Below are 13,591 nucleotides of genomic sequence, written 5' to 3'. Positions count from 1 at the left end.
GACGTTTTCAGAAATCTTTAAGCTTAATAACATCCTCTCTCTTTGGACTAGTTGAAATTAGATGAATTGGTACACCTATTAATTTTTCTAACCCTTCTATATATTTTATTAAATTGATAGGCAATGTTTCAATCGACCTTTTACCTTGAGTGTTTTCTTTCCAGCCAGGAAACTCTTCATATATTGGCTCTAATTCCTCTTGTATTGAATGCGATGCGGGTAAATAATCATACATTTTTCCGCTATACTTGTAACCAGTGCATATTTTAATTGTATCAAAAGAATCAAGCACATCTAATTTGGTTAATACAATGCTTGAAACTCCAGAAAGTTGCACAGCCTGGCGCACTAAAACTGCGTCAAACCATCCGCAGCGCCTTCTTCTATTGCTCACTGTTCCAAGCTCCTTGCCTGTAGTAAATAAGCTATCTCCAATCTCGTTCTTTTGCTCAGTAGGGAATGGACCATTGCCCACTCTTGTTGTATAAGCTTTTACCACACCAATAATGTAAGCATTGGAGGCTAATCCTGAGCCTGTTATTGCTTGCGACGCTACAGTATTACTTGAAGTAACAAAAGGGTAAGTTCCGTGGTCGATATCTAAAAATGTGCCTTGGGCGCCTTCAAATATTATTTTCTTACCTTCTTTCACAAAGTCATTTAATATCCTCCACACAGTTTTTTTATATGAAAGAATTTTTTTTGAAATCCCTTGAATTTCTTTTAATATTTCTTCTTTTTTAACCACCTGGTAGTTAAGGCCTTTTCTGATAGCATTGTGGTAATTCAGAAGAGTATCCACTCTTTTATTGAGCTCATCTGCGTTTTCTAAATCACAAAGGCGTATAGCTCTCCTTCCAACTTTATCTTCATAACATGGTCCTATCCCTTTGTTTGTTGTACCAATTTTGTGATTTCCGTTTAAATCTTCAAATAGCTTTTCCTTGTCCTTATGTACGCTAAGTATTAATGGACAGCTCTCGGATACCATCAAGTTGTTATAGTTTACGTCCACTCCTTTAACTTTCAATGACTCTATTTCTGAGATTAGAGCATGTGAATCAAGAGCAACACCGTTTCCTATGATGGATATTTTGCCCGTTCTCAAAACAGCAGAGGGCAGTAAATTTAATTTATAAACCTCATCATCTATCACTATAGTGTGCCCTGCATTATTTCCTCCCTGAAATCTCACAACTACATCTGCATTCTCAGAAAGATAATCTACTATTTTACCCTTGCCTTCGTCACCCCATTGCAGACCAACAATTACAATGTTATTCATCATTATTTTCTAAATTAATACATAAATATTAATGCAGTACGCTACAAATGGAAAGAGAAATCTGCGCCTTTCCTGCACCTCTTAAATAAAGAAATATACTGTCGATTTTCTTAATATATTACCAAATTATTCATCATTATATGATACAACTTACAGCATATTTACAGTAAGGTGTTATTTATGAAAGAGGCAAAAGGAAAAAATAATAAGAGTCCAGTAGTTAGATTAAAGGCCACAGCTAAAGAGTTCAATTTTAGTAAATTAAGAGCAGATCAAGATAATGAATTAGCAAATTCTGGTGAAACAATGTTCTTAGATTTTCAAAGGATGAATTTTATTATTAACGGAAAAGAAATAGATAAAAATCTTATTATTGCATTTAAGGAAGGAGCTAAGCACCGCAAAAGCGAACTTTTTAATAGTGATGATATATATAATGACGAAATATTTAACAAAAAAGGAACAAGAGAAATAGATACGGATCATGGCAAAGCATTTGTTGCTTCAGTGCTCGAAGATATTGAGAAAGAGCTTGTACAAGATGCATTTGGCGAGTTGTGGAAGGATCATTGCGAAAATCCTGAAACTGCTGATAATCAAAAAACTGATTCATATAAGAAAGAATTTGAAGAATTTTACAATGCTGGCCACGAGTATATCCATCTATTACCTATAGAGAGAGATGAAAACAAGGATTACCGTTCCTTTGCAAAAAAAGTTTTCAAAAAAATGTTTAGATACGCTGGGGCAGAAGTTCCAAGTGATGCTATTTTAGAAGAGCTAGTCACCAATTGTAATCAAGCAGGGTATGAGGCTGCTCCATTTATACAAACCCAACTTGCACTTGGACAGTCGTTCATAGTAGAAAATCCTAAAAAAGTAATAAACATTGATTGTGCTAACCAAAATAATGTGAGAATTAGATCTGATATGAGGCTACCAATACTCTCTGTTAAAAATCAAGTTATGCATGGTGATAAGATATGTGATCTGTCTAACTCATTAGAATTTACACTTGAGTCCCAAGATGGTAAAGACTTTGTAACATACAGAGATGGTAAATTGTCACTTACTATTCCTAAAGAGTTAAAAAATTATAAAGATAATGGCAAGAGCTTGTTTGACATTATTAAAGAATATTTTCAGAAATTCTGTGCAAAATTAGGATTTAAACCTGAGACAAAAATACAAATAGAGCATGGCTTAGGTACTCAAAGTAACTATTTAGATGGTACAATATCTACTACAGGATCGGATGCAAATGAAGAGTTTATCAATCTTTTAAGCGAAAATCTCAGAGAGAGGTTCTTGGGGTTAGGACTTGCTCTAGAAGATGTTAATGATCTTGTTGAAGTCAGAGTATCTACAGTTATGGATCTATTGAGTGATTATGCTAAATTGGAAGATAATAAAGAAAACAGAGAGTTATTAATAAGTGAAGTAGCAGATAATTTAGGGCTTTCCTTTCAAGGTAAAATAGCATCAGAAGTATTGAAAGAGTTTGATGATGAAATGTTGATGAATAGCGAAGGTATAGAAAGTAATATAGATCAACATGTAATGGAATTAGAATCTTTACCTTCTTTTATAAGAGGCCATATTAATCATAATCAAGTGCAGTCTGTTGTAAATACTTTTATTAAGTTAATTATTGAAGGGAAAAGCGAAGTATACAAAGAAAAAAATGCAATTAATGCAATTTATCAGAAGGTAGATAAGGCAATTGCTGAGCAAGAAAAAAGAGCAACCAACAAACAAGATATAGAAAATGATAAATGGACAGATAGAATCAAAAAACAGAAATTATCTGTGGAATCACATGAACATTTACTTTAAAAATACTAGTAGGCTCTTTAAATATTTTAGAGTTCATGGTTGCAACGGTTGCTATTTTACAATGCACCTCATCGTAAAAACTACGTGCCGTTGCATCATATGTTTCAAGAACGTTGGTAAAATGTTCAAGTTGATCTCGATTCAATACCTGATCTATTCTAGTTAGTTGGTCATTGCTGCTTTTAAAATTAGTTAGATCACATAACATAGCACGTTCTTCAGTTTCAGCAGGCAAGTATTTAAAGTGACCAAAGATATTTTGCCTAATTTTCTCTAGCATATTTACCTGTATACTTACAAAGCTACCTAATACCGCACACTAATTTCTCTCTTTATCTTATATAAATTAATTAAGTAAAGCGAATACAGTATCCACACTACTAAAAAAAATGTGGCACAAAACATAAACATTACAACGAGTGGCAACAGCAAAGAACTTTCTATTGCTACTCCACCTCTTCTCAAAATGCTTGCTGGCTGATGGAGAGTAGACCATAAATTCACAGAAAATTTTACTACGGGAATATTTATAGCACTAAAAATGGCAAATACTGCTGCTGATTTTTCTGCCCTCGCTTCATTATCAAAAGCGCTCCACAATGAAAGGTAGCCAACATATAGGAAAAATAAAATTAGCATTGAAGTAAGCCTTGCATCCCATACCCACCAAGTGCCCCAGGTTCCTTTTCCCCAGATGCTACCTGTGATTAAGCATATTGCAGAAAAGACTGTCCCTGCAGGAGCAGCAGCATGTGCCAAGACACTAGCAATGCTATTGTTCCACACCAATGAAATGAAACTAAGTGATGCAATTAATCCATATATCCCAAGAGCAATCCATGCAGAAGGCACATGAATGTACATAATTCGTACAATTTCTCCTTGTTTATAATCCTCTGGGGAGAAGAGTAACGCCAAAAACATTCCAATTAAAAAACATGCGAAACAAATAACCCCAAGCCAAGGTAGTGCTTTTTTAGAAAAAGAAGTGAAATTTGTAGGCTTTAATAAAAACATTCGTTTTGAGAATAATTGCGTTAAGAATTTACCAATTAGTTTGAGTTTTATCAACAGGATAGTTTTTCTGCATTGACATAGATTAACAAATTAGCACAATTTCAGTAGCAGATTGCTTGCTATTATTTTTAGTATATGACCCTTAAAAAGCTTAATCTACATTTAGTATCAGATTCAAGTGGTGAAACTGTTATATCAGTTGCAAAATCAGCCCTGAAACACTTTCGTTCTATAGAAACGATCGAATATGTTTGGTCTTTTGTAAAAGGAGAAGAGCAGATTGACAAAATTCTGGAGGAAATTAATAGGAAAAGTGATGAGCATAATTTTGTTATATGCACTATTACTGATGATGAGCTAAGAAAATATCTAAAAGATAACTGTATAAAGTTGAAAATTCCCTATAGAGCAATATTATCACATATTATTAGAGAAATTTCGTCCTATCTTGAAATTGAAAAAGAAGAAAAGCTTGACTTGCATACTGAGATAAATAACGAATATTTTCAGCGCATTGAGGCAATAAACTACACTATTAATCATGATGATGGGCAAAATATTCAAGATATTGATAAAGCAGATATAATTTTGGTTGGAGTTTCACGTACATCAAAATCTCCCACCAGTACGTATTTAGCTTACCGAGGCTATAAAGTTGCAAATATTCCTTTTGTTAGTGGGGTACCCTTTTATGTCGACTTGGCAAAATTAAAAAATAAACTAACAATAGGGGTAACAATAGACGTAAGTAGACTAATAGAAATACGCAAAAATAGACTTACTTCAATTAACAACGAAGATAATAATATATATGCTAACCCTGAGAAAGTAGAAAAGGAAATTAAAGAAGCAGAGGAACTATTTAAGCAGAATAACTGGCCAATTATTGATGTCACGCAAAAGTCAATCGAAGAAGTATCAGCAACAATTATACAGTATTTTAATAAAATGTGAAAAATTTATCAATTGACTAACTCTCTGTAAGTGATCATAATGTAAGGTAATTTAATTCTTACTATAGATATGAAAGTCAAAGGGTCGCTAAAGTCTCATCGTAACAGAGATAAAAATTGTAAAGTTGTGAAGAGGGGTGGTAAGATTTACATTATAAACAAGGTAAATCCAAGGTGTAAAGCGCGTCAAGGTTCTTAGCTTTTTGTTCACCTTTTCATGTTATACATTTCTTGTATGTGAAAGTACGGTGTTTATACCTAAAAAGAAGCAAAAGTTACTGTGTTTAAGCGCAGCCTTATTCATTTCTTCTCTTACATTATATTTTAGCATTAGTACAATTACAGGTAAACGTGGCTTATTGACGTTAATCGACTTAAAAAAAGAGATTGAGTACAATAAGCTTTTGCTAAAGGATGTCTCTTCTGAAAAGGAAAAGTTGGACAATAAAGTATTTGGCTTATATGAAAAAAGCTTAGATTTAGATCTGCTTGATGAGCAAGCAAAAAATGCTTTAGGTTATGTGAACCCTAATGAACTTATGGTTGTTCTTGACGTGGAATAGCAGTAGACTTCTTGCGTTACCTCCTGTCATTCAAGCTCCTTTCTTGTCATCCCAGTGCCCCTATGATGTCATTCCAGTGCTTGACACTGGAATGACATCATTATAGAGTGAACCAGTGTCAGCTACTTTCATGACACCATCATAAAGTGAAACTAGATTCCAGCGTCACGCGCTGGAATGACAAAGAAGAGTGGGCTATTGGTTTTTCATATGGTTATGCAAGCGCTTAAATTTTTGATCAAAAAGGAACAAGTTTAGAGAAAAATAATGATATTATTAGTGGAACATAAAATAGTCCTACTGCAGTACTAATTAGAAGCAACAGAGTAGCTTTATCTGGTTGATAATTCAAAATATTAGCAAGTATTATACTGGACCCAGAAACTGGAATAATAGCCAGCAACATCAGTGCTTTATATATACTCTCGTCGTATACACCTATAGCATGTTTGTCTAGAAGGACAATTCCTAAAACAAACAGTGGCCAGAATACGTACTTTGCTGTAATAGTGATCAAAGCAAGCTTCCAATCTACTTTAAAGCTTGTAATATTTGCAATGCTCACTCCAAGTAGCATCATCCCTAATGTGACAAATGTACTTCTAATATTCATCATAACATCTGTTAAAAAAGTAGGTATTTGTATATCATATATACTTAAAAAGAAGCCCAGAACCATCGCATAAAGCGAAGGAAGTTTGAACAACTTTAATATGCATTCTTTTGCGGTATAAATACCATTTGCAGCTATGTAAAATCCTAAGCTATTTTCAAACAACGCCATTCCTATATAACAAACAACATATACAGATACTGAATCTTCATCAAACAAAGCCATGGCAATCGGCAGGCCAAAATAACCCATACTTGTGCTGCCCGAGCTAAACGCTAATATGTTTCTCGTGTTATCCTTAAATAAAAAAGAAGAAAGATAATACACTGATAAGGACATAGTGCTACCTATAAACCATATCAAAATCGGCAGAGAAATTACTTTTAAATTAACTTCTGTATGAGAGACTCCATATAAAATCACTATTGGATTAGCTATATAAAAGAGTATTTGAGATATAGTGTTTCTGTCAATTTTGAGACATTTTCCTGCTAAATAACCAATAAATATTGTAATATAAATAGGTAATATTTTTAGGAAAAGAGTAAGAAACATACTAGCCTATTGTGATACTTTTGACTGATAAAGTGATATTAGATCTTAAGGTATTATAAAAGTAAACAAAATTTATTTTCCAATTTATCCAGCTCATAGTTAATTAAAAAAGATTCACTTAGTGCCAAAATTTGTTTTTACATAGGACTTAAGAATGACATTTTTATGATAAAATTATGTTAAGTTTCTATAAAGCTTCTTGCATATTTTTATAAACCACTTGTAGTAATTTAGGTGGACTGTTGAAAAAACACTCATCTTGCATGGTTCTCAGGAATTCTTGCCTTGATCATTAAGATTGTACCATTACTTTCCCTAATTTTTTTAAATCCAACTTTTTCGTAAACACGGATTGCACGAACATTTGCTGTATCTGGGTCAACAAAAGCATTTTCAGAAACTTTAAAGACAAATTCGTTTAAAAATATATTCAAAGCTTGTGGACCAATGCCTTTGCCCACATAATCCAGCTCTCCGATATACCAGTCTATAGCAGCACAACTTTCTGGAAGCTCTGAAGTATCGTAGCCTTGTTCAGGTGGAAAATCATGTTTGTTATAGTATTGAATATAACCAATATCAACTCCGTCACAATTAATAATGAATGCATGCATTGGTTTTTCAATAATTTGTGTCTTAAGTTTCAAACGTTTGAATCCTTTGATATAATTGCTATATTTTTTCTCAATTAACTCTGGTGTCCAATTTATATCCGCATCCCACCACTTCTTTACGTGAGGTGTTTCTAACCATTTTAATAACAGTAAAAAATGTTCTTCTTTCAATGCTTCAAATGTGATATTTTTATTCATTAATTAAAAATCTCAAATGTTACTACCATTTCTGTTAATCCTGTCTCTAATTGCCAAATTCATTGAAATTGACATTTCCGTACCTAGTTTTCCTGATATGGTGCACTATTTTAACGTATCAGAAGGCACAATTCAATTAACTATTGCTTATAATTTCCTAGGCTTTTGCATAGGAGGGTTGTTTTTTGGTCCATTGTCTGAATGCTATGGCAGAAGAAGGATTATGATCATAGGTAACACTTTGTTATTAATCGGCGCTGTTGGTTGTGTTTTTGCACCGTCGATTTTTTGGCTTTTAATTTCTCGCTTTGTTCAGGGCATTGGTGTTAGCACATCTGTAGTTGCGTTTGCAATCGTTGCAGACAGCTACAAAGGCGACGAAGCGGTGAAGTTTATTGGAATCATGAATTCTGTTCTTACAGTTGTCATGGCAATTGCGCCAGTGTTAGGCAGTTTCATTAATGAAATTGTAGGATGGCGTGGTAATTATGCAACTGTTGCAATACTTTGTTTGATCTCTTGGGTTTTGCTGCTTTTTCTGTTACCAGAAACAAAAAAGGACCGCGATATTTTTAGTTTAAAAAAAAATGACGAAAGATTACAGAAAACTACTATCTAGTCCGAGGTTTGTTACGTTGTCTTTAATGTCAAGCCTCTTTTCTGCTGCGTATATGTCATTCATTACTTGTGGACCTTTTTTGTATATGGAGACTTTTGGTTTATCTAGCACTATTTATGCACTACATCAAGGTGCAATAGTTGGGTGCTTCTCACTCATTAGTCTATTTGCTGGCAAAATCTTACAGAAACTTGGAGCAATATGGTGTGTAATTTCTGGTACGAGCGTGGGTGCTATTGGGTCTCTATTGCTTGTAATATTCAGTATAATTGTACCCCACTCTTTCTACTTAGTAACACTGTCTATGATTATTTTTTCTATCAGTTGTGCAATTTGCCAGCCAGTGATTTTTAATGCATTAATAAATGTTTTCCCTGAAATTAAAGGCACAGCTTCTTCTGCAGTCTCGTTCATTAGAGCTTTTATCATGGCTATTTTTATCGGCTTAACAAGCTACGTTTACAACGGTCAAGCAATTAGTGTAGCTGTTCTTGTTCTATCCGCGATAGTACTAGAACTTGTTTTTACTGCCTGTTTATTGTTTTTAAAAGATCCGGTATAATTAATGATCTTTTTACAGATGTGAGCGATTAACTTTCCCCGGCCAATCTTTCTGCTTCATTACGTGAAATTAATGCCTCAATAAATTCATCTAGTTCACCTTCTTTTATAATCTGCTCTAGCCGATGTGAAGTTAGATTAATTCTGTGGTCTGTTATTCTTGATTGTGGAAAATTATATGTTCTTATGCGCTCGGAACGATCACCAGAGCCAATCTGACTTTTTCTCATTGTTGACCTTTCCATTTCTTTTTTTTGTCTTTCAATTTCGTATAGCCTTGCCCTCAATACTTTAAGCGCTTTAGCTTTATTTTTGTGCTGCGATTTTTCATCTTGCTGTATTACAATTATCCCTGTTGGCAAGTGGGTGACCCTTACTGCGCTGTCAGTTGTATTCACTGATTGCCCTCCAGGACCACTTGATCTATAAACATCTATTCGTAAGTCTTTTTCTTCTATTTTAAAGTCAACTTCTTCTACTTCAGGTAATATCGCAACAGTAGCGGCAGAGGTATGTAACCTTCCTGAGGATTCAGTTTCTGGCACTCTCTGTACTCTGTGTGCTCCTGATTCAAATTTCAACCTTGCAAAAACTTCTGTTCCATTAATAAGTGCAGAAGCTTCCTTATAGCCACCTATACCTGTATTAGAAATGCTTATTGGCTCGAACTTCCAATTTCTTCTTTCTGCATATTTTTGATACATACGAAATAACATTGCTGCAAATAATGCTGCTTCTCCTCCTCCTGTACCTGCTCTGATTTCCAATATTGCATTTCTTGAGTCATCTTCATCTTTAGGCAATAATGCTAACTTTAGTTTTGCTTTTACTTTTGGTAATAATACCTTGTGCTTTTCGAAAAATTCTTCTTTTGCTAACTCTTTTATATCACCTTCGCTGTTTTCATCCTTCATTATTTCTTCTAAATCTGAAATTTCCTCTTTCAGCGTGTTGTATTCATCAATTATCTTGATTATTGGCCTAAGCTCAGAGTATTCCTTTGAAAGGGTAATGAATTCTTTTTGACTTAAATTGGCAGGGTTTTCCAAGTTCCTTTCTATATCACTAAATTTTTTCTTTAAGTCTTGTAAATTATTCTCTATATTCATATAGCACAGATCTAGTATTTTAACTAAGTAATATATACTGAAATAAAAAATTTCTTATATCAAGCAATAACACTATAATATATCTACTACCTTCTACTTGAATATAATGGCAAGACAGATAACATCAAGCTGCAATTTCATATTTGGAGCTTCGGACATGAAATCATTACCAGATGAGTCGGCTCCAGAGATTGCGTTTGCTGGTAGATCAAATGTAGGAAAATCCAGTCTGATCAACTTACTGATAAACAGCAAAAAAGCTGCCAGAGTTTCCTCTAAACCTGGATGCACTAGACAAATAAATTTTTATTCTATGTACAATGATAAGTTCAGGCTTGTTGACCTACCAGGGTATGGTTATTCTCATGCAGGTAAGGAGGAAATTATACAATATTTAAACTTAATTGAGTATTATCTAATTCAAAGAAAAAATCTAAGAAGAGTGTTTGTGTTGATAGATAGCAAGGTAGGATTAAAAGAAATAGACAAAGACTTCATTTATTGGTTAATATATAATAATATTAACTTTAACGTTGTGCTAACAAAAATAGATAAAGTGAGTCAAAAAAGCCTAGATGCCATTCTAGAAGATACTCAAAAATGGATTAATAATGAGAATGTGTCAATTCATCAAATAAGCATCCGTGTTAAGCATAAAATAATCAAGGTAAGAGATGAGTTTTTCAAGTTTACAAGATAAAAAAATGAAAAGTAGTGAATTTTTAAAGGGTGAAGTATCATTTGAACAAAAAGCAGAAATATTACTTGAAGTGCTGTCTAGCATACCTAGCTTTGTGGGTGAAACTTTTGTCATTAAATGTAGCAGCGTAACGATCTCAGATGAAACACTATTCTATACTTTTGTGCATAATGTTGTCTTATTAAAGCAGCTTGGTATAAATCCGGTGATAGTTCATGACGGAGAATATGAAATTAACTCAGTGTTAAAAATGCTGGGTATGGACAGTAAGTTTGTGAATGGTATCAGACTTACAGACAAAGACACTATGAAAATCATTGAAATGGCACTGTGTGGTTCAGTTAATAAAAAAATTGTTCAGCATATAAATTCTGCTGGTGGTTCAGCTATTGGATTATGTGGAAAAGACGGCAACTTAATAAAAGCTGAAAAGATAAGCGCTACGCTTAAGAAAGACAGATCAAATAACATCGAAAAAATACTAGACATGGGATTCATCGGTAGGCCCACTGAAATCAATCCTGATATATTATTTTTTATTGAAGAATCAGATTTTATACCAGTTATTGCACCTATCGGTCATGGAAAAAATGGGGAAACATATCATATTGATGCCGATAGCACTGCAAGCACAATTGCAATTGCAGTTTCTGCATCTAAAATGATAACCTTTAGCGATACAGGTGAAGAAATAGATAAAATTGGTGGCAGGAAGATATCTGTTAAAAATTTAAATGCATCGATTGATTGTGGCAAAATTCAAGGAGAAAAATTTATTGGAAGGCTTATGGCATATACTAAAATGGTAGAGGAATGTGCTGGAGTTGTTCACATAGTTGATGGTAGAATACCTAACATTATGCTTGATTTATTTACTGAGAATAATTCAAGCATATCAATTGTGAGTGATTTATAACTAGACAACTACACGAATAGACTTCTTGCATAACCATATGACGAACTTTTCTTGGGAATAGAAACGAAAAAACTTACTTGACAAACTCCGCTAGCCCCCTTATCATGAAACTGAAGCTATTTATTTATCTTCTCTGTACAGATTAAATGACAAAAAAACTCAACGTATTTGGCGTCTTATGTTTAATTTTTTGCACTATGTGCACTCTATGTCTTTATCAAATTTCTAGGTTTTTACCTATACAAGCTGAAATACGCTTATAAAGCATTTAAAACATCAAAAAACGCCAACTTAAAAATGGATAGTGAATAACTAGCTACCCTAGGGTTTCTTTTGCCTTTTTTTCTGTTTAGTAAATTTCTTAATGTTTATAATTTAGATTAGTTGCGGCTTAAAAGCAACTGAATCGCGGTTATTAAACGTTTAGAATAAAAAAACGCCATACTTGAAAGTATAATGTAAGTAATTAGCCAACCACGGGGCTTCTTTTGCCTTTTTTTTCGCTTAGTACATTTCTTAACGTTTGTAGCTAAAGCAATTTAAGAGACCGAAAATGGTGTCATTCCAGCGCGTGACGCTGGAATCTAGTCTTTATTATGCAGCCACTTATTTAAAGTTAAGTTTTCTGGATCCAAGTAGTCAAGCTACTCGGATGACATCATAGAGGCGCTGGCCTGACAACCGTCATTCCGCTGCTTGTTAGCGGCTGAGATACCGCGGCGGTATGACGGTTAAGTAGGGTGTCATTCCAGTGCTTGACACTGGAATCCAGTTTTCCATATAATCTCATCGAAAATGTTGTAACCACTTTCTATGCTAGTTTGCTTGCTTACAAGCAAACTTTTCTGGATCCCAGTGTCTGGGCACTGGGATGACATCATAGAGGCGCTGGCCTGATAATCGTCATCCCGCTGCTTGTTAGTGCTTACTATTACCCACAAGTATAGAATGAATGAGCAAGTCTCCATCCTTCTGCTAAATCAAAGAGACGTTTCCATCCCTTCCACAAAGCTATAGGGCCTGGTTCTAAGTCATTTTTGCGAGCTAAAAACCCTCCTAACTTGGCCACCCACCTCACAATTTCTCTTATAGGTGGTGGAGTCTCAGGATAGTTTTTTGTCTTAAGCATTTTGGTATATAAAACCTTCCATTCGTCATCAGTCAGTATGACAGTGCAAGAAAGATTCGGATTTGTTCTAGCTACCAATGTGAGAGCCTGTCTTCAAACTAAGTAGAAAGGAGTTAAGAAGTGTGTTATAAGATATATTTTAAATGTACCCAAGCGATATAAGTGACAAAGAATGGAAGATAATAGAGCTATATTTTGAACCTAAAAAGACCGGCAGACCAAGAAAACATAGTATTAGAACAATTATTAACGCAATCCGCTATATGATGAGAACAGGATGTCAATGGAGACAACTGCCTAAAGATTTTCCACCATGGAAAACAGTGTATAGTTGTAATTAGCGATTGAAAAAAAGTGGAATATGGCAAGAGATTCATGATTTTCTAGTTAAAAAAGTAAGAGAGATAATTGGTAAGAATGAAACTCCATCAGTGGGAATAATAGATAGCCAATCAGTAAAAACTACTCAAAAAGGGGATCCAGAGGATATGATGCTGGCAAGAAAGTAAAGGGTAGAAAGCGCCACATCGTTGTAGATACTGTAGGTCTTGTAATTGCTGCTGAAGTACAAAGTGCAAGCATTCAGGATCTTGATGGTGCACTAAATCTTTTTGTTCAAGCCAAATGCAAAGCTCCAACATTACATAAGTTTTTTGCTGATCAAGGATACACAGGTAAATTGCAAAACCTCTGCTTATTGGAAACTGGATGTTTATTGACGATTACCAAGAAAATAGTTGATACAGGATTTCAGGTTATTCCCAAACGTTGGATTGTTGAGAGAACCTTTGCTTGGCTCTCCAATTTTAGACGTATGAGTAAGGATTATGAGCATTCTCCTCTCACTTCAAAAAATAACATCTTCTTTAATATGATCACTATTATGCTTCACAAATTAGCTCATTCTTGAGTTTGAAGACAGG

At 34.2% G+C, this 13,591-nt stretch carries 17 protein-coding genes and 1 pseudogene; 11 read left to right on the top strand and 7 right to left on the bottom strand.

Features of this window, described 5'->3' with window-relative positions; genetic code table 11:
• Window positions 1-7: 7 nt before the first annotated feature.
• Window positions 8-1,285, bottom strand: a complete 1,278-nt coding sequence (locus tag ACFELZ_RS00795; protein ID WP_375316285.1) for an adenylosuccinate synthase — start codon at window positions 1,283-1,285, stop codon at window positions 8-10.
• A gap of 180 nt (window positions 1,286-1,465) precedes the next feature.
• Here ACFELZ_RS00795 and ACFELZ_RS00790 point away from each other — a divergent pair, with 180 nt between their 5' ends.
• A complete protein-coding gene (locus tag ACFELZ_RS00790; protein WP_375316284.1) occupies window positions 1,466-3,121 on the top strand; it encodes a hypothetical protein in 1,656 nt (551 codons plus the stop codon).
• Here the strand turns inward: ACFELZ_RS00790 and ACFELZ_RS00785 are convergent.
• Complete coding sequence (locus tag ACFELZ_RS00785) at window positions 3,075-3,401, bottom strand: hypothetical protein (RefSeq protein ID WP_353288599.1); 327 nt, start codon at window positions 3,399-3,401, stop codon at window positions 3,075-3,077. The two genes, ACFELZ_RS00790 and ACFELZ_RS00785, sit on opposite strands and share 47 nt — an antisense overlap.
• 26 nt (window positions 3,402-3,427) lie before the next feature.
• A complete protein-coding gene (gene ccmC / locus ACFELZ_RS00780) occupies window positions 3,428-4,138 on the bottom strand; it encodes a heme ABC transporter permease CcmC (RefSeq protein ID WP_375316283.1) in 711 nt (236 codons plus the stop codon).
• A gap of 135 nt (window positions 4,139-4,273) precedes the next feature.
• Between ccmC and ACFELZ_RS00775 the strand changes: the two genes are divergently transcribed.
• The 3 genes from ACFELZ_RS00775 to ACFELZ_RS00765 all read left to right on the top strand — a co-directional run bounded on the left by ACFELZ_RS00775 (window position 4,274) and on the right by ACFELZ_RS00765 (window position 5,654).
• On the top strand, window positions 4,274-5,092 hold the full coding sequence (locus ACFELZ_RS00775) for a pyruvate, water dikinase regulatory protein (RefSeq protein ID WP_375316282.1): 819 nt from the start codon (window positions 4,274-4,276) through the stop codon (window positions 5,090-5,092).
• 69 nt (window positions 5,093-5,161) lie between these two features.
• Window positions 5,162-5,290 carry a type B 50S ribosomal protein L36 gene (gene ykgO / locus ACFELZ_RS00770; RefSeq protein WP_375316281.1) on the top strand — a complete coding sequence of 43 codons (129 nt, stop codon included), beginning with the start codon at window positions 5,162-5,164 and terminating at the stop codon, window positions 5,288-5,290.
• A gap of 49 nt (window positions 5,291-5,339) precedes the next feature.
• Entirely contained in the window at window positions 5,340-5,654 is a 315-nt protein-coding gene (locus tag ACFELZ_RS00765) for an FtsB family cell division protein (protein ID WP_253309259.1), read from the top strand.
• A 238-nt stretch (window positions 5,655-5,892) separates the two neighbouring features.
• On the opposite strand, the gene ACFELZ_RS00760 is transcribed toward ACFELZ_RS00765, so the two are convergent.
• Window positions 5,893-6,822 (bottom strand): AEC family transporter, encoded by a 930-nt coding sequence (locus ACFELZ_RS00760; protein ID WP_375316280.1) that lies wholly within the window; start codon window positions 6,820-6,822, stop codon window positions 5,893-5,895.
• Window positions 6,823-7,076: 254 nt separating this feature from the next.
• The gene (locus tag ACFELZ_RS00755; RefSeq protein WP_375316279.1) at window positions 7,077-7,634 is read right to left on the bottom strand and encodes a GNAT family N-acetyltransferase; all 558 of its coding nucleotides are present in this window, start codon (window positions 7,632-7,634) and stop codon (window positions 7,077-7,079) included.
• Window positions 7,635-7,650: 16 nt separating this feature from the next.
• Here ACFELZ_RS00755 and ACFELZ_RS00750 point away from each other — a divergent pair, with 16 nt between their 5' ends.
• Both ACFELZ_RS00750 and ACFELZ_RS00745 read left to right on the top strand, forming a co-directional pair.
• A complete protein-coding gene (locus ACFELZ_RS00750) occupies window positions 7,651-8,253 on the top strand; it encodes an MFS transporter (RefSeq protein WP_375316278.1) in 603 nt (200 codons plus the stop codon).
• Window positions 8,222-8,815: an MFS transporter gene (locus tag ACFELZ_RS00745; RefSeq protein ID WP_375316277.1), complete on the top strand. Its 594-nt coding sequence runs from the start codon at window positions 8,222-8,224 to the stop codon at window positions 8,813-8,815. Before ACFELZ_RS00750 ends, ACFELZ_RS00745 begins: the two co-directional genes overlap by 32 nt.
• 28 nt (window positions 8,816-8,843) lie before the next feature.
• Here the strand turns inward: ACFELZ_RS00745 and prfA are convergent, their stop codons facing one another.
• Window positions 8,844-9,923: a peptide chain release factor 1 gene (gene prfA / locus ACFELZ_RS00740; protein ID WP_375316276.1), complete on the bottom strand. Its 1,080-nt coding sequence runs from the start codon at window positions 9,921-9,923 to the stop codon at window positions 8,844-8,846.
• 103 nt (window positions 9,924-10,026) lie between these two features.
• Between prfA and yihA the strand changes: the two genes are divergently transcribed.
• Both yihA and argB read left to right on the top strand, forming a co-directional pair.
• Window positions 10,027-10,623 (top strand): ribosome biogenesis GTP-binding protein YihA/YsxC, encoded by a 597-nt coding sequence (gene yihA, locus ACFELZ_RS00735; RefSeq protein ID WP_375316731.1) that lies wholly within the window; start codon window positions 10,027-10,029, stop codon window positions 10,621-10,623.
• Between the two features lie 4 nt (window positions 10,624-10,627).
• Window positions 10,628-11,539 (top strand): acetylglutamate kinase, encoded by a 912-nt coding sequence (gene argB / locus ACFELZ_RS00730; protein ID WP_375316730.1) that lies wholly within the window; start codon window positions 10,628-10,630, stop codon window positions 11,537-11,539.
• Window positions 11,540-12,470: 931 nt separating this feature from the next.
• On the opposite strand, the pseudogene ACFELZ_RS00725 reads toward argB, so the two are convergent.
• Window positions 12,471-12,752: pseudogene (locus ACFELZ_RS00725) on the bottom strand (IS4 family transposase); the annotation flags it as partial.
• A 59-nt stretch (window positions 12,753-12,811) separates the two neighbouring features.
• Between ACFELZ_RS00725 and ACFELZ_RS00720 the strand changes: the two are divergent.
• Genes ACFELZ_RS00720 through ACFELZ_RS00710 form a run of 3 tightly spaced genes read left to right on the top strand, consistent with a single transcriptional unit; the run spans window position 12,812 to window position 13,578 of the window.
• A complete protein-coding gene (locus ACFELZ_RS00720; RefSeq protein ID WP_375315805.1) occupies window positions 12,812-13,009 on the top strand; it encodes a transposase in 198 nt (65 codons plus the stop codon).
• 3 nt (window positions 13,010-13,012) lie between these two features.
• The gene (locus ACFELZ_RS00715; protein ID WP_375315781.1) at window positions 13,013-13,177 is read left to right on the top strand and encodes a hypothetical protein; all 165 of its coding nucleotides are present in this window, start codon (window positions 13,013-13,015) and stop codon (window positions 13,175-13,177) included.
• A complete protein-coding gene (locus tag ACFELZ_RS00710) occupies window positions 13,120-13,578 on the top strand; it encodes a transposase (protein WP_375316627.1) in 459 nt (152 codons plus the stop codon). Before ACFELZ_RS00715 ends, ACFELZ_RS00710 begins: the two co-directional genes overlap by 58 nt.
• The last annotated feature ends 13 nt before the right edge of the window (window positions 13,579-13,591 follow it).

It is taken from the genome of Wolbachia endosymbiont (group A) of Colletes cunicularius (assembly GCF_964264715.1).
GTDB lineage: Bacteria > Pseudomonadota > Alphaproteobacteria > Rickettsiales > Anaplasmataceae > Wolbachia.
The sequence above is the reverse complement of the archived record's forward strand: the minus strand, read 5'-3'. Positions and strand labels throughout refer to the sequence as shown.